A 15,668-nucleotide genomic window follows, 5' to 3' on the forward strand; every position below is an offset into this window, starting at 1 on the left:
ACAGCTTTATTTGATCATTAATGATGAGTTGGGAATACCAAAATAATCCGAAAACAGCGAATGAGCAGGTGTTTGATCTAAAACAGATACTGGCTCATGCGCCACAATATTTCCTTTCTCGATCAAGATGACCTTTCCTCCAATCAGGCTCACCTCTTGCGGCAAATGCGACACCAACAAAGTTGTCAACGAAAGCTCTTCCGTCACCTCTTTGACGAGATAAAGCATTTCTTCACGCAATGCAGGATCCAAAGCACTAAAAGGCTCATCCAATAATAGTATTGGCTTATTTCTTACTAATATACGGGCAATCGCAACCCGTTGAGCTTGCCCACCAGACAAAGCCTGTGGAAAACGGCCTGCTTTATCAACAAGCTGCGTTTTTTCTAAAGCCCAATTAACCTTGTCTTTCTGTTCAGTACTCAGAGACAAAGAAGGCGACACACCAATAGCCACATTTTGCCAAACCGTTAACTGAGGAAAGAGATTATCACTCTGAAACAAGGTAGAAATCGGTCTTTCATAAGGAGCTAAGCGCAGTAATGACTCACTATTAAAATCCAATTCACCATGCCCATCTAAAAAACCGCCAAGAAGATGCAAGAGTGTACTTTTCCCTTCCCCACTCCCACCTAATAAAGTCGTTACACCTGACGGAATGTTCACACGATAATCAGCATGAAAACTATCCCAACTGTATTGGAGCTTAATGTTTAACATGTCCTTTGCCTCCGATAAGTCGAGATGACAGATAAAATAAAACCAAACAAAGCGTAATAAGTACCACAGCGACACAAGCGCCCTTTTCTAATTGATAAGAACCGATCAATTGAAAAAGATACAAGGGCAAAGACACCAAGCCTTGACTACCAAACAAAGCGATTACGCCCATATCACCAAGAGATAGCAACAAAGCATAGCCAAATGCCTGTGCCACAGACTGGCGAATAAGAATCCACTCCAAACGCCAGCGAGACCAATTGCGAATACCCAAACTTAAATAAACATTTCGAAAACGGCGTTCTTGTTGATATAAAATAGGCATCAAGGCTCTGAGCACAAAAGGTAATGCCATCACAGCATTCACCCAAACAACAATCCAGTAGCTTGATTGAAGCCCCCAACCGAAATCACGCAAAAGTAAAAAAAGCCCTGTTGCGATAACCAAGCCAGGAACCATCAAAATCATATTCCCGAGATGCTCAATTTTATTGGGTAAAAAAGTCAAATATTTACGCCCAACACAAAAGCGCGCAAAAACACCAAAACAAACACCTAACAATAGACTTACCACAGCAGCGGGTAAGGCAACTTGCAGCGAAACCATAACAGACTTCCACAAAGAAGAAGACAATAGAGTTTCAAGAAAAACGGCAGAAAATACTGGATCGAAGATCGCGATAAAAGGCGGAATAATTAGAACAAGAACACACAACACCGCCAAACCATCTGTGGCCTTTGCCCATAAAGAATCCTTCAAAACATATCGCTCAAAGGACAGTAAACTCACATCTTGACGGCTTACAGGCGCAATACGATAAACAATAACGGCAAACAAGGTACATATCACCACCTGTATCAATGCCAAGAAACTGGCTTTACTAAGGTCAAATTCAAACCTTAACGCCTGATAAATAGCCACTTCCAAGGTACTGGATTTCGGCCCACCACCCAAACTCAACACCACGGCAAAGCTGGAAAAGCACAACATAAAAATCAATACAAAAGCACCAGGCAAAGCCTTTTTAACATAATGCCATTCAATTAAACGAAAGGCGGAATAACGAGAAAAACCTAATTGAGATGCTTGGCGCCACTGACCGGACGGAATTAAATCGTAGCCTTGTAACAAAAGACGTACCGCCAAAGGCATATTGAAAAATACATGAGCAAGTAAAATTCCCGTCAGACCGTATAAGGGAATTTGAATACCAAATAACTGACTGAGCCAGCCTGTACGACCATAAACAACCACCAAACCAAGTATCGCCACAATCGTTGGAACAACCATAGACACAGAAAAAAGCTGCAATAAAAACGCTCGACCATAGAATCTGCGGTGAATAAGACAAGACGCTACAGGAATGGCAATTAGGATACTAATTCCACTGCTCAGCAAAGCCTGCCACAACGAAAAACGTATCACACGCCAAAGATAAGGCTGAGACAAATAGCCAAACCAGTCAGATAGCTCGCTATAACGCAAAAGAGCCGCCAAACTGGCAGCTCCTATTAACAAGAAGAAACCAACACCCAAAACAGCGGGTGTTAGCCCTTGATACATACGCAAAGAAAACACGTTAACGAATCTTATCGAGTCGTTGCGTTTAACCACTCATTCACCCAAGCCTTACGATTGTCAGCCACATCTTTGGCTGATAACACTAAGTTCTCCGTTGGTTCCAAAGCACTATTAAATGCGGCCGGTAAAGGTTCAGAAAGCTCAACCACTGGCAACATCCAGTTTCCTGTTGGAATCACTGATTGAAATTCCGGCTGCAAAATAAATTGCATGAAACGTTGTGCCAAAGCAGGGTTTGGAGCGTTTTTCATCATGACTGCTAATTCGATTTGAGGGTAAAGACCTTCACTGGCCGATGCTGCTTTATACTTATTTTCGCCTTCAGCGATAATGTGATACGCAGGAGACGTTGTATAACTTAGCACTACATCCGCCTCACCTTTCAAAAACAAACCATAAGCATCAGACCAGCCTTTTGTTACTGTCACTGTGTGGCTAGCCAAGCTTTCCCAAGCATCTGAAACGTCATCGCCATAAACAGACTTCATCCACAATAGAAGACCTAAACCTGGCGTACTGGTTCTTGGATCTTGGTAAATTACACGAAGATCTTGATTCTCTACCACTTCCTTCAAACTCATCGGAGGATTGCTCAACGTTTCCGAATTATAGATAAACGCAAAGTGTCCTTGGTCAAATGGGACAAAAGTTCTGTCATTCCAACCACCAGCCACGTTTACCGTAGACGTATTTACAGAATGCGTTGTTAATAAACCAGTCTGCTTTGCCGCTTCCATTAGATTAAGATCAAGCCCCAACAATACATCCGCTTTAGACGACTGACCTTCCAGTTGAACTCGTGACAATATGCCAACAGAAGAATCCAAAGCCACAAAATTCAATTCACAGTCACACTCTTTTTCGAAGTTTTCTTTGATTTTAGGTCCCGGCCCCCAATCAGAAGCAAAAGAATCATAGGTGTAAACATTTAATGTTTCACTTGCCAGCGAAAAAGGAGAGAAAAGCATAACCAAAGAAAGAACAAAGACTTTAGAGGAAGTTATTAACGAAAATTTATTCAATGTATCGCTCCTAAAAATAAGTGAGCGGCGTACAGGAGAAACGGCAAGGTGCTATTTTGTTATTAAATCAAAAAGCGTTTTTGCTACCTCGATTCCTACGCCAGCATAATCTGGATCAGGTTCAGTGGGTTAGCGGTCAATTCCGCTTCTCAGTTTTAGTTTTTAAAAAACTAAAACACCCCATGAGATAATGAGCGTCTATTGTAAGGAGTCGATCAACGGAAGTCTATTTCAGTTAGCACTCGAGTCACAGCGCCCTGGTTTTTTTCAGCAAAACGCAAAGCGGCCTGCCCCATTCGATAACATTGAGAGGACTTCCCAGCGAAAGTAATGACAACTTTTTCTAATTCCTCTGCATCAGAGCAACGCACAGCACCTCTAACTTGCAGAAGCTGATCTGTAATTTCTAAAAAATTAAAAGTGTGAGGCCCGACTAAAATGACTTTACCTAATAACGCAGGTTCAATTGGATTATGCCCACCACGGGGAATCAAACTTCCACCCACAAAAGCGAGATCAGAAGCCTGATAATAATGCATCAACTCACCCATCGAATCACCAATCACCACATCAAAATTTGACCATTGATCGGGCGGTGTTTGACTACGTAAGGTAATGTTATCAAAGTGTTGTTTTGCCAACGTATAAACCGCCTCAAAACGCTCAGGATGACGAGGTACTAATAACAATAAAGCGTCAGGTACTTTCTGTAAAAGCGCCTTATGGACACTTAATAAAATTTCATCCTCGCCTTGATGAGTGCTACCACCAATCCACACAAATCGAGAACCTAATTGTTCGCGCCAATTATCCTGTAAAACCTCAGGAGATACAGAAAGATCAAACTTAATACTTCCTGTTACCAAGACTTTTTTAGCGCCCAATGACTCAAACCGTTTTGCATCCTCTTTCGCATGAGCCAAAAAGCAATCTGGTAATTTAAATAAAGATCGAGATACGATAGAAAATTTTTGATAACGCAGAAAGGAACGCTCACTCAGTCGAGCATTTACAACATCAATGCGCATACTTTGCGCTTTCGCCTGCGTCAACAGATTTGGCCAGAGCTCTGTTTCAACAATAAAGAGATGCTTGCAGGTAAGCCGCTTAAGGGCTCTTTTTACACTGAAACGCCAATCCATCGGTAAATATCTGTGCTCAGCAAAAGGAAAGATTTTCTCTACTTGCTCCGCTCCTGTGGGCGTCATAGTAGTAATCAAAAAACGATGATTAGGATGCTTTTCACGCCACTGAGTAATAAGCGGTCGTACAGCAAGTACCTCTCCAACAGAAGCACAATGAACCCATAAGTCTGCCTCAACTGAAGGCCAAAACCCTAAGGCTTCTTTTGTTCGATAATGACTGTATTTTTTTTGAAAACACCGTATTTTCAATAAAATAGCCGGCGTTAACAAAAATAATAAAACACGATACATCCACACGATTAATCAGATTCCTCTGAAAATTGTTTATTATGCAACTGTGCATAAGCGCCATTCATCGCCAATAACTCACTGTGTGAGCCATACTCAACGATTTCACCATGATCAATTACCGCAATAATATCGGCATTTTCAATAGTGGATAATCTATGAGCAATGGCAATGGTAGTACGATTTTCCATCAAACTATCAAGTGCAAGTTGAATAGCGCGTTCAGACTCGGTATCCAAAGCTGATGTTGCTTCATCCAAGATAAGAATAGGCGCATTTTTTAGGATGGCCCTTGCAATGGCGATTCGTTGACGCTGACCGCCAGATAGCAAAACACCATTTTCACCTACCATGGTGTCAACACCATTATCTAATTCTTGAATAAATTCCCAAGCATTAGCTGCTTTTGCGGCTTCTATAACGTCTTCAAGACTGGCATCATGCAAATCACCATAAGCGATATTTTCTCGAATTGTGCCATTAAAAAGGACAACTTGCTGATTCACCAACGCAATATTAGAGCGAAGTCCCTTAAGCTCATAATCTGCGATTGAATGCCCATCAATACACAACTCACCCTCATCAATGTTATAGAAACGAGGAATCAAGTTCGCCATGGTTGATTTACCACCGCCAGAGCGCCCTACTAAAGCCAATGTTTTTCCAGCGGGTAAAGATAAGTTAATATTTTTCAATGCTTGCTTATCTGCACCAGGATAACTAAATGACATGGAACGCCACTCAATATTCCCTTTTAAACGTCCTGCTTCTCGCTTCCCTAGGTCTGGCTCAACGTCCATATCAAGAAACTCGAAAATGCTATAAGAAGCAGCGATGCCTTTCTGCAACACACTATTTATGTCCGTCAACTGTCTTATCGGCTTACCCAACATACCTGCTGCCGTTAAAAAGGCGATAAAGTCACCTGGTGTCATACCAGAACTGATGGAAGGGCTTAAGGCGAACCAAATCAAAATAGCCATTGCAAACGCTAAGATAAATTGCACGATAGGAACATTAAGCGCTTTGGTTTTATTCATTTTAAGCTGCGAACGACGGTTTTCATTCGCTACTTTGTAAAAACGCTTTGTTTCATAATCACTGCCACCAAATATTTTAACAACTTCATGGCCTTTAATCGCTTCAGATGCCACATCAGTCACACCACCCATAGCATTTTGAATTCGAGTACTTAATTTACGAAAACGTTTTGACGCATAACGAACAACCAAACCAATAAACGGAACAACTAACAAGAATAATAAAGACAATTTCCAATTCATGTAAATCATGTAACCAAGCAAGCCGACAACCGTTAACCCTTCACGTAATACAACTCGAATTGCCTGAGAAATCGAGCCAATTACCTGTTCAGTATTGTATGTCAGTTTAGTCAGCAGTCGACCAGTAGGGATAGAGTGGTAATAGCTCGATGGTAATAAAACAAGTTTATTAAACATTTGAGTACGCAGGTCAAATACAACTTTATTCGCAACTTGTGCCATAAAGTAACTGCCAAAAAAAGTTCCTATACCGCGTACTATAAAAATCCCTAATATTGCCCCAGGAATAAGCAAGCGACTTTCCGTAATTTTCCCATCCGATACGATATCAACAATATGCTTTAGTAAAGCCGCAAGAGCAGGCTCCATGGCCGCATACAATATATAGCCAAAAAAACTGAGTAATAAATACCCCCAAGAAGACCCTACGTAACTCAATAAACGAAGATAGGTTTTTACACCTGATGCAGGGTCATCATTAATAGGCTCTTTCACTTTTGCTTCTTCTTGCATTTACAAATTCGCTTTTTCAATAATAGAAGTTGTCGAGTATCCATCGACAAAAGACAATACTTTCACTTCTCCGCCTTGTTTTAATACATGATCAGCGCCAACAATAGTATCTATACTATAATCGCCACCTTTTACTAAAACATCTGGAGATAAGGTTTCTATTAATTCTTTTGGTGTATCTTCATCAAACCAAGTTACCCAATCAATAGCGCCAACACCTTCAAGTACAGCCATACGATGCACAAGATCATTTATTGGTCTTTTCTCGCCTTTTAGACGCTTTACTGAAGCATCGGTATTTACTGCCACAATCAACCGATCACCCAAGGCCTTTGCTTGCTTCATATAAGCAACATGACCTGGGTGCAGAATATCAAAACAGCCATTGGTAAATACCACCTTCTCACCACTCATTTGAGCCAATTTAATTTGCTCTAATAGCTCTGCTGGTGCCAATACGCCAAAATTTGTAGAGTGAGAACGCTGATACATAATCGCATCAAGTTGGCCTGCTGTAATAGAAGCCGTACCTAACTTACCAACGACAAAACCTGCTGCTTGATTTGCGTATTCAACAGCATCCGTAAAACGTTTACTGGTCACATAAACCGCCGTTAATGCAGCAATCACTGTATCGCCAGCACCTGTCACGTCATAAACCTCTTTCGCGGAAGTAGCCAATGAAAAAGGGGCTTTATCATTTTCAAACAAAACCAAACCATCTTCGCCACGAGTCACCAATAACGCGTCCCAGCCAAACTGTTCCTTCAACTGAGTGCCTTTAGTTTGAATATCAGACTCTGAAGAACACGTACCAACAATGGTTTCAAACTCGACAAAGTTCGGCTTAACTAAAGTTGCACCACGGTAAATAGAAAAGTCATCACCTTTAGGGTCAACAAAACTAGGAACCTTCGCATTATTTGATAGCTTGATTAAAGACGGTACATCAGCAAGACAACCTTTTTGATAATCTGAATAAATCACAGCGTCTGAATTTGTTAGACATTCTTTCACCATGGTCGCCACCGCTTCGTTTTGAGATAAGCAATCGTCACGCTCTTCAAAATCTAAACGAATAAGTTGTTGATGGCGGCTCATCACCCGTAACTTGGTAATCGTAGGCAAGTGTTCTGAACGTACAAAACGACATATTACACCCGATGACTCAAGACAGCGCTCTAGCGCCACAGCATTTTCATCATGACCAACAACGCCAACTAGCGTCACGGAAAGACCTAATTTTGCTAGCCCTAACGCCACATTAGCAGCGCCACCAGGACGATCTTCAATATTGGATACTTTCACCACTTGAACAGGGGCTTCTGGAGAAATACGAGACGTGCCTCCATGCCAATAACGATCCAACATCACATCCCCAACGACGAGAATGTGTTTATCCTTAAAATTCAAATAAGAAGAGTTCATAGTCACATAATATTCGATTTTTGAAAGCCGTCATCTTATCATACTCCCCTATCAAGTTGGACATACCAAATATCACATGAAATAAGGCTATTTACATCATGTTGAACGCTTCGCTATCTAACTGTCAGTCTTTTCTATTTAGTAAGCTACTTAAAAAATGGGCACGTTATGGCATCAATTCAGAACATGGTTTTAGCTATGAAAGCATGAATCATGACTGGACGATCAACCCTGTCGGCCGTATCCGCCTATTAACTCAATGCCGCCAACTCTATACATTTAGTCATGCGTATCAACTTGAAGAGAAAGAAGAATGGAAAGCAAAACTTACGCCGCTATTTGATTTCATCATAGATCACTACTTTATCAACAATCGTTGGATTTTTTCTTTAAACGACGATTTGTCAGTGCAAGACACACTATCAGATGCTTATGCCTTAGCGTTTGTTCTTCTTTCTTTCAGTCATTACTATCAAGTCACACAAGATAAACGTGCACTGGACTACATGAAAGACTCTCATCACTTTTTGACTGAACATATGCAAGCAGAGTCCGGCGGTTTTTACGAAGCCTACCCAATTAACTCCGATCAAGTTCGCCGCCAAAACCCTCACATGCATTTATTAGAAGGCTATATTTCTGCTTTCAATATTACTCAAGATGAAGAATATAAAGAAACCATTAAGTCACTACTAACGCTTGCTCTTGAACGGTTTTACGACAAGAAAACAAAAACCTTACGTGAATTTTTTTCCGAAGACTGGAAACACCATCCAACAACAGGCAACCAAGTAGAGCCAGGTCATCATTTCGAATGGGTATGGTTGCTTTACGAAGCCAATAAGATAATACCCAATACAGACTACACAGATTTAGCCCAACATCTATGGTCAACGGCTACTCGTTACGGATTAGCCTCTAACGGTGGCATTTATAACCAAATAAATGGCGACACTTATCAACCGCTCGATAAAGAAAAACGTATTTGGCCAATCACAGAATACATAAAAGCCATTACCGTTATTCCCATTGGCAAAGAAGAAAAAATACACAGATTAGAGAATGCTATCGACTTTATTCAAAACCACTACTTGCTAGATGATGGAGGATGGAATGAATACCTTGATGAAAACAATAAAGCGAAAAACTACCCTTTGCCAGGTACCAGCAGTTATCATATTTTTCTCGGGCTGTCAGAAGTGCTAAGATGGAAAAAATTCAATACAGAAGCAAGAGATAACCTATGAAAGTTGTAATTACTTACGGTACATTTGATTTATTCCACGTAGGACACATCCGTCTTTTAAAACGACTAAAAGCACTGGGTGATAAATTAATCGTGGGTATCTCTTCTGATGAATTTAATGACTTAAAAGGGAAAAAATCTTTCTTCTCATACGAAGAAAGAGCAGAAATCCTTTTAGCATGCAAATACGTTGATGATGTCTTTCCAGAATGCAACTGGGAACAAAAACGCACAGACGTTCAGAAGTTTAATGCGGATATTTTTGCCATGGGCGATGACTGGCAAGGGAAATTCGATGAACTTAGTGAATTTTGTGAAGTTGTCTACCTCCCAAGAACAGAAGACATTTCGACAACGAAAATCAAGAAAACACTTTCTTCTTTAAAAAGAAGTGATTTAGAGAAAATAGAAACATCGCTTCATGATGTTATCGAAATTGTGAAAACAATGTCTCATAAATAGAAACCTTTGCACGAAGCAACGGGAGAAGTTAAGACAAAACAAAAATAGACGAGAAAGTGTAGTTTATGGGTTATAAATGAGTATTTCGAGTCTATTTTTACTAAAGTATTAGTAAGCGCAGTAGTCGTGAAAAGGTCTTAAATAATCGATATTGGTGTTATTTTTGATGATCATTGCCCCCTTTTAGTCTGGTATATTTCTGGCTCGTGTAGGTTGGCTTTATTCTTAGTTGAATTGAGTTGACCTTCTTAATAATAATTGCAGCTACGATCGTATCTTTTTTAACCCTCCAAGCTGAATAATTTTTTCACCTTTTAAAAAACTCGCGCAGAACTTTCTCTTTTCCAATAGTATCTACAATTCATAATAGCTATGTGTTCATAAAATCATAATATTTAACAACGACTCAGTAAAAAAGCTCATCGAAGTTCTTATCGCAGAGGCACTCATATTTTACCAAGTTGCATACAGTGAATATGAAACATACTATTACTTCAGGTTTAGAAGAAAATGGCTCAATAACAACAGCCCATAATAGAGTGCAACACATCAACTCACTCATATGAAGAAGAATAACTCTTTACGGTATTTATAGCCTTTACTGTCGAAGCTAAAAAATGAGTTGATGTGACATAATTGAGGTTCGAAAACTACACCTTAGCTTTTTCAACTGAAAAATCATCACATTCATGACTCCAGTTTTCTTTGGGCGTTTTCCAATCTCCATATTTATAAGTCAAATATTCATCGTATTTTTCAGGTATCTTACATTTAATTCCACAGAAATTTATTTCAATCAAATCAGATTCTAAATATTTTTTAGGGACAGAATTTTCTTCCCCATAAGCCATCCAATACAGTTTTTCATTTTTTTCATATTTGAAAAATATATCTAAACATGTTTTTCCACGCCCGAAAATGAAGAAATTATTATTTCGCACCTTAGCTATATGGAAATTATTTATATCTGTAAAAGATATATTAAGATTCGGAATCTTATTATGTTTTTTCGCAGAGCTCTCTAAACTATATAAAAAGGTTTTCAAATAAACTCTAAGTTTATTTTTCTTTTTTATATAATTTAAAACCATAGGTATTTTTTCATAGTCAGACTCATCATAAAGAGAAATATCAATATCATCATCCCAAAGAATAAGTCCTTTTTCACGTACGGCACCGATCAATGATCCAAAATCCAAATAATATTTTATATTAAATTCATCCAAAGCATTAACAACAGCACTAAGAACCATCAGTGCATTTTCTCTATTTTTTTTAATTCTAAATGTTTTACCCTTCATCATTCCCTCTAATATTTTTTATATTTTAATAAAATTAAATATTACTCATCACATATTCAACAATTCTTTTACTCGCAGAGCCATCGACTTTCCCAGCAAGTTTTTCAGACATTTCCAATCGTATAGATTCAAATTCTTCCGGGTTGTCTAATTGCTGCACTATAAGACTCTTTAAATTTTCATATTTTTTCGCATGCACAGCAATATTAGAATAATCGCCATAGTCTTTATCCATCCGTTTTTTGAATCGATAAGAAAAGATGCCGCGATACCCTAACCTAAGCTTTAAAAAATCACACCAGATAACAGGTTTATTTAACAAAGCGAATTCAAATAAAGAAGATGACGCATCGCTCACCAATACATCAGAGATACTTAAGAATGGAACCAGTGAATAGTCTTCAACTTTTGCCAAGTACACATTATCAAATTCAGACCATGTTTTGAGCAGCGCTTGTTGTTTATAATACTTGCTTTTACTCAAGGAAAAATAATGCGGCTTTATGATGATATTAAAGTCTTTAAACTCTGCAGGCCAATCGGCAGGAAAACACTCGATACTGCTCGGGTAAAATGTTGGTGCATACAATATGGTAGGAAAATCGTCTTTAAGACCGTAAGTTTCTGACAAAGAAATATCTGATATTTCCCCATTAAAAATAGGGTCTAGCTTACAAAAGCCCACATCCACAAAAACATCATTAGGAAACATTTCACGTAAACGCTGAGTCCGATAAGCGCCTTCTACAAATCTCACACCCATCGGTCGTGATGATTGCGTGTAATAACTTGTTTTTGGACCAATACCATGGGCCATTTGGGCTGTTTTTGATACTTTATGCACTCTATCTAAATAGTGGAAAGTGTTAGAAAAAAACACCCAGTCCGCTTTTCTTTCTTCATAATAAGCCGCTGCTTTTTCTTCATCCTTCACCCAAAAATGTTGAAGTTTTTCATCCGAAATGATTTTATTAATGACATCATTATGAACACCATCATAAAAAACAAAGGTAGATTTGATTCCTAATTTACACAGCTCATTATAGACAGGTAAATATTGAGGCAAATAATACAAACTTTTTGTATCAAAAATAACATCCATAGAAATTTGATCCATAATTTAAAATGAAAGACCTTTGCACGACTACAGCGCTTGCAGATACTTTGTTAAAACAGACTCGAAATACTCATTTATAACTCTAGAGTTAAGGATTCTAAGAATCCACACCAAACAAATCACGGGTATAAACTTTATCCTGTATATCAAGCATATCGTCGGTCATTCGGTTTGCGACAATTACATCAGAGATGGCTTTAAATTCTTCTAGGTTTTTAATCACTCTCGAATTAAAGAAGTTGTCTTCTGCAAGTGCGGGCTCATAAACAATCACTTCGACGCCTTTGGCTTTGATGCGTTTCATTACACCTTGAATAGCAGATGCTCTAAAATTATCAGAACCTACTTTCATTACTAAACGATATATGCCGACAATTTTTGGATTATTCTTAAGAATAGCTTCCGCAACAAAGTCTTTACGAGTGACATTAGCGTCCACGATAGCACGCACTAAATTATTTGGCACTTTATCGTAGTTGGCAAGTAATTGTTTTGTATCTTTAGGTAGGCAATAGCCGCCATAACCAAATGAAGGGTTGTTGTAATGACTTCCTATACGAGGATCTAACCCAACTCCTTCGATAATTTGTCGGCTGTTTAGATCATGAGATTCGGCATAACTGTCTAGCTCATTAAAAAACGCAACTCGCATCGCCAAATACGTATTAGCGAACAATTTAATGGCCTCCGCTTCCGTTGAATCAGTCAGTAACACATCAATATCTTTTTTCTCAGCCCCTTGAACCAATAGATCAGCAAACACTTGTGCCCTATCGGATTGCTCACCAACAATGATACGCGAAGGGTATAAGTTATCATGGAGAGCTTTACCTTCACGTAAAAACTCAGGAGAGAACAACAAGTTATTAGTTGAATAACGCTCTCGTGCTGTTTTGGTAAAACCAACAGGGACAGTGGATTTAATCACCATGATGGCATTTGGATTGATGTTAATGACATCTTGAATAACCGACTCGACATGGTTGGTATTGAAATAGTTCGTCTCTGGATCATAATCTGTTGGTGTGGCAATAATAACGAAATCCGCACCGGTGAAGGCTTCACTCTTATCAAGTGTGGCAACAAAGTTAAGTTCTTCTTCCAATAAATAACGTTCTATATCTTTGTCTTCAATCGGTGATTGCTTATTGTTCAGCATTTCTACTTTTTCAGGCACGATATCCAATGCAACAACTTGATTATATTTTGCTAACAGCAGTGCATTTGAAATGCCTACATACCCTGTACCTGCCACTGCTATTTTCATGAAACTTCACCTTTAGCATCAAATAGAACAATCAATTTTTAATGAAGGTTATTTTACAGTCTCGCCAGCAATTAAAAACGCCTAGTTTGATTTTTTTATACATTTTTTTAGTAGAACAACAGCAAAATAAGACTATGTAGACTAATCTAATCTTAAAAATAAGGAGTTCTATATGAAGTTTGAGCTAGTTGATCGTCAAGGCTACATTCCAGATTTAAATTACGGGGAAGCGAAAAGTGAGCTTGCCTGCTTTATTCCCAGTAACTACAGTTTCCGCCAAGTCAGTTATAACAATGGTGAGGGGGAAGTCATTATAGACAATCACACATGGTATTTTTTCTTTACTCAAGAAGGTATTGGCATCCAGTTAATGGATGGTATTGTCACATTAAAAGAAGCTGAACATTTTTTACTCGCGATAAAATCCCACATCTGGGGTGAAAACCATCAACAAGTACAAATTTTTATGGCGGGAGTAACACCAAAATAACAGATGCTCTAGGCCCTCATACCGAGGGCCTCTTCTTTCGTTTTAACACCTAGTTCTAACACCATAAAACAGTTAAATTACAATGAAGCGGCTCTCAACATTCGCTTAGCCCACTGGCTCCAAGACCCAACATACACTTGACGAGCCTCGATACCTGCATAATTAAACGCCAACACATTATGACAAGCCGTAATGCCTGAACCACAATAGTAAACATACTCATCGTTGCCGCCAGATAACAGACTTCTCAATTCGACATTTAGCTGTTCAGCGGGCTTAAAACAACCCGTCACATCCAAGTTATCGGAGAACGGACGATTAATCGCTCCGGGTATATGACCTGCAACAGGGTCAATTGATTCATTTTCACCATTAAAACGATCTGATGCTCTGGCATCCACTAGCTGAAATTGGTCTGTTTCAAAGTTCTCAACGACAGAGCGCTCCCTAACCGCCCAAGGAAAACTCACATCAAATTGATGCTCTACAGGATTGATTGACTCATCGACCAATGAAACAGGAAAACCTGCCTTCAGCCATGCAGGAAAACCGCCATTCAACACTCTGACGTCAATACCTTGCTGAACTAACATCCACCAAGCGCGAGCAGCAACCGCACCACCCATGTCGTCATACACAACAACTTGGCTATCGGGTTGTATTCCCCATTTTTGTAACTGTATGGAAAAATCCACTTCATTAGGTAATGGGTGTCTACCTGTCAACTCACTTTCTGGTGCTGCTAACTCATGATGAACATCCACAAAAACCGCACCTGGAATATGCCCCTTTTTGTACTCAGAGTTACCTTTATCATGGTCCGTAAGATAAAATCGACAATCCAATATAATCACGTGGGATTTATCAATGAGAACGTTCAATTCATTGGTATTTATTAATGTTTTAAATAGCACAAGCATTCCTTAGGCAATGATTAACAACCACAAAAATAGACAATTACTTCTTTCGTTAAATCTACTTTGATTATTCAGTTTTTGTTAACATTCGCACTTATTTTTTTGTCCGAGTGTTTTTATGTTACGAATTGATTTGATCCTTACTGAGCAAGGTCTTGCAAAATCACGGTCACAAGCACAAACCTTTATCAGTGAAGGCCGAGTATCATACAAACAAAATGACAAATGGTTAAAAGCCTCCAAACCGAGTCTAAAACTTCCTGCAGACATTCCACTCAATATTACAATCAATAAAGCAGACAAGTATGTCTCTCGTGGCGCGTTAAAGCTAGAAGGCGCGTTACTGCACACTAAATTAAATATTAAAGGTTTCCATGTTTTAGATATAGGCCAATCAACAGGAGGCTTTAGTGATTGCGTTATCCAACACGGCGCCGCTCATGTTGTAGGAGTTGAAGTAGGTCATGGACAACTAGATACACGACTACACAACCATGAACAAATCACCTGCCTAGAAGGCATTAACGCACGCAGCCTATGCATTGATGATTTAAAAGAACACTTCCCAGTGAATGGATTTGATCTGGTTGTGATGGATGTGTCTTTTATCTCTCAAACTAAAATCCTTCCACAATTACCGACACTACTCAGTCAAACAGGCCATTTGATTACCTTAGTCAAACCACAATTTGAAGTAGGAAAAGAGTTCATTGGTAAAGGTGGGATTGTTAAAGACAAGAACCGTGTAAATCAGCTAACAAAAGACATTCAAGTTTTTGTAACATCTCTGGGATTTGAGGTGCAATGCTATATTGAAAGCCCAATAAAAGGTGGTGATGGCAATCAAGAATTTTTACTCTGGGCTACTCGAAAAAAGATTAAATAGA

Annotated in this window: 14 protein-coding genes and 1 riboswitch; of the genes, 4 read left to right on the plus strand and 10 right to left on the minus strand. The window is 39.0% G+C overall.

Annotated elements, in window-relative coordinates:
• Nucleotides 1-6: 6 nt before the first annotated feature.
• The 6 genes from MUS1_RS08605 to hldE form a co-directional block, all read right to left on the minus strand.
• Entirely contained in the window at nucleotides 7-720 is a 714-nt protein-coding gene (locus MUS1_RS08605) for a thiamine ABC transporter ATP-binding protein (protein ID WP_036161319.1), read from the minus strand.
• On the minus strand, nucleotides 707-2,299 hold the full coding sequence (thiP, locus tag MUS1_RS08610) for a thiamine/thiamine pyrophosphate ABC transporter permease (RefSeq protein ID WP_245595782.1): 1,593 nt from the start codon (nucleotides 2,297-2,299) through the stop codon (nucleotides 707-709). The genes MUS1_RS08605 and thiP overlap by 14 nt, the downstream gene beginning before the upstream one ends.
• Before the next feature lie 11 nt (nucleotides 2,300-2,310).
• Complete coding sequence (thiB, locus tag MUS1_RS08615; RefSeq protein WP_036161322.1) at nucleotides 2,311-3,324, minus strand: thiamine ABC transporter substrate binding subunit; 1,014 nt, start codon at nucleotides 3,322-3,324, stop codon at nucleotides 2,311-2,313.
• A gap of 74 nt (nucleotides 3,325-3,398) precedes the next feature.
• Nucleotides 3,399-3,517: riboswitch (TPP riboswitch) on the minus strand.
• Between the two features lie 22 nt (nucleotides 3,518-3,539).
• On the minus strand, nucleotides 3,540-4,760 hold the full coding sequence (locus MUS1_RS08620; RefSeq protein ID WP_245595785.1) for a 3-deoxy-D-manno-octulosonic acid transferase: 1,221 nt from the start codon (nucleotides 4,758-4,760) through the stop codon (nucleotides 3,540-3,542).
• An 8-nt stretch (nucleotides 4,761-4,768) separates the two neighbouring features.
• Nucleotides 4,769-6,553: a lipid A export permease/ATP-binding protein MsbA gene (msbA, locus tag MUS1_RS08625; protein WP_036161326.1), complete on the minus strand. Its 1,785-nt coding sequence runs from the start codon at nucleotides 6,551-6,553 to the stop codon at nucleotides 4,769-4,771.
• A complete protein-coding gene (gene hldE / locus MUS1_RS08630; RefSeq protein ID WP_036161328.1) occupies nucleotides 6,554-7,981 on the minus strand; it encodes a bifunctional D-glycero-beta-D-manno-heptose-7-phosphate kinase/D-glycero-beta-D-manno-heptose 1-phosphate adenylyltransferase HldE in 1,428 nt (475 codons plus the stop codon).
• A 98-nt stretch (nucleotides 7,982-8,079) separates the two neighbouring features.
• Between hldE and MUS1_RS08635 the strand changes: the two genes are divergently transcribed.
• On the plus strand, nucleotides 8,080-9,228 hold the full coding sequence (locus MUS1_RS08635) for an AGE family epimerase/isomerase (protein WP_036161332.1): 1,149 nt from the start codon (nucleotides 8,080-8,082) through the stop codon (nucleotides 9,226-9,228).
• Nucleotides 9,225-9,689: a glycerol-3-phosphate cytidylyltransferase gene (tagD, locus tag MUS1_RS08640; protein WP_036161334.1), complete on the plus strand. Its 465-nt coding sequence runs from the start codon at nucleotides 9,225-9,227 to the stop codon at nucleotides 9,687-9,689. The genes MUS1_RS08635 and tagD overlap by 4 nt, the downstream gene beginning before the upstream one ends.
• A gap of 650 nt (nucleotides 9,690-10,339) precedes the next feature.
• Here tagD and MUS1_RS08645 read toward each other — a convergent pair.
• The 3 genes from MUS1_RS08645 to MUS1_RS08655 all read right to left on the minus strand — a co-directional run bounded on the left by MUS1_RS08645 (nucleotide 10,340) and on the right by MUS1_RS08655 (nucleotide 13,374).
• On the minus strand, nucleotides 10,340-10,993 hold the full coding sequence (locus MUS1_RS08645; RefSeq protein ID WP_084035590.1) for a LicD family protein: 654 nt from the start codon (nucleotides 10,991-10,993) through the stop codon (nucleotides 10,340-10,342).
• A gap of 31 nt (nucleotides 10,994-11,024) precedes the next feature.
• Nucleotides 11,025-12,092, minus strand: a complete 1,068-nt coding sequence (locus MUS1_RS08650) for a CDP-glycerol glycerophosphotransferase family protein (RefSeq protein WP_036161339.1) — start codon at nucleotides 12,090-12,092, stop codon at nucleotides 11,025-11,027.
• Nucleotides 12,093-12,204: 112 nt separating this feature from the next.
• A complete protein-coding gene (locus MUS1_RS08655) occupies nucleotides 12,205-13,374 on the minus strand; it encodes a nucleotide sugar dehydrogenase (RefSeq protein WP_036161341.1) in 1,170 nt (389 codons plus the stop codon).
• A 172-nt stretch (nucleotides 13,375-13,546) separates the two neighbouring features.
• Here MUS1_RS08655 and MUS1_RS08660 point away from each other — a divergent pair, with 172 nt between their 5' ends.
• Nucleotides 13,547-13,864 (plus strand): hypothetical protein, encoded by a 318-nt coding sequence (locus MUS1_RS08660; RefSeq protein ID WP_036161344.1) that lies wholly within the window; start codon nucleotides 13,547-13,549, stop codon nucleotides 13,862-13,864.
• A gap of 77 nt (nucleotides 13,865-13,941) precedes the next feature.
• Here the strand turns inward: MUS1_RS08660 and MUS1_RS08665 are convergent, their stop codons facing one another.
• Nucleotides 13,942-14,778 (minus strand): sulfurtransferase, encoded by an 837-nt coding sequence (locus MUS1_RS08665; protein WP_051436184.1) that lies wholly within the window; start codon nucleotides 14,776-14,778, stop codon nucleotides 13,942-13,944.
• A gap of 121 nt (nucleotides 14,779-14,899) precedes the next feature.
• Here MUS1_RS08665 and MUS1_RS08670 point away from each other — a divergent pair, with 121 nt between their 5' ends.
• Nucleotides 14,900-15,667: a TlyA family RNA methyltransferase gene (locus tag MUS1_RS08670; RefSeq protein ID WP_036161349.1), complete on the plus strand. Its 768-nt coding sequence runs from the start codon at nucleotides 14,900-14,902 to the stop codon at nucleotides 15,665-15,667.
• Nucleotide 15,668: the final 1 nt, after the last annotated feature.

The organism is Marinomonas ushuaiensis DSM 15871 (assembly GCF_000521805.1).
GTDB classification, from domain to species: Bacteria; Pseudomonadota; Gammaproteobacteria; order Pseudomonadales; family Marinomonadaceae; genus Marinomonas; species Marinomonas ushuaiensis.

Coding starts and splice junctions, on each gene's coding strand:
- MUS1_RS08605 (WP_036161319.1), bottom strand. CDS start 720: ATGTTAAACATTAAGCTCCAATACAGTTGGGATAGTTTTCATGCTGAT.
- MUS1_RS08620 (WP_245595785.1), bottom strand. CDS start 4,760: ATGTATCGTGTTTTATTATTTTTGTTAACGCCGGCTATTTTATTGAAA.
- msbA (WP_036161326.1), bottom strand. CDS start 6,553: ATGCAAGAAGAAGCAAAAGTGAAAGAGCCTATTAATGATGACCCTGCA.
- hldE (WP_036161328.1), bottom strand. CDS start 7,981: ATGAACTCTTCTTATTTGAATTTTAAGGATAAACACATTCTCGTCGTT.
- MUS1_RS08635 (WP_036161332.1), top strand. CDS start 8,080: ATGTTGAACGCTTCGCTATCTAACTGTCAGTCTTTTCTATTTAGTAAG.
- tagD (WP_036161334.1), top strand. CDS start 9,225: ATGAAAGTTGTAATTACTTACGGTACATTTGATTTATTCCACGTAGGA.
- MUS1_RS08645 (WP_084035590.1), bottom strand. CDS start 10,993: ATGATGAAGGGTAAAACATTTAGAATTAAAAAAAATAGAGAAAATGCA.
- MUS1_RS08650 (WP_036161339.1), bottom strand. CDS start 12,092: ATGGATGTTATTTTTGATACAAAAAGTTTGTATTATTTGCCTCAATAT.
- MUS1_RS08655 (WP_036161341.1), bottom strand. CDS start 13,374: ATGAAAATAGCAGTGGCAGGTACAGGGTATGTAGGCATTTCAAATGCA.
- MUS1_RS08660 (WP_036161344.1), top strand. CDS start 13,547: ATGAAGTTTGAGCTAGTTGATCGTCAAGGCTACATTCCAGATTTAAAT.
- MUS1_RS08670 (WP_036161349.1), top strand. CDS start 14,900: ATGTTACGAATTGATTTGATCCTTACTGAGCAAGGTCTTGCAAAATCA.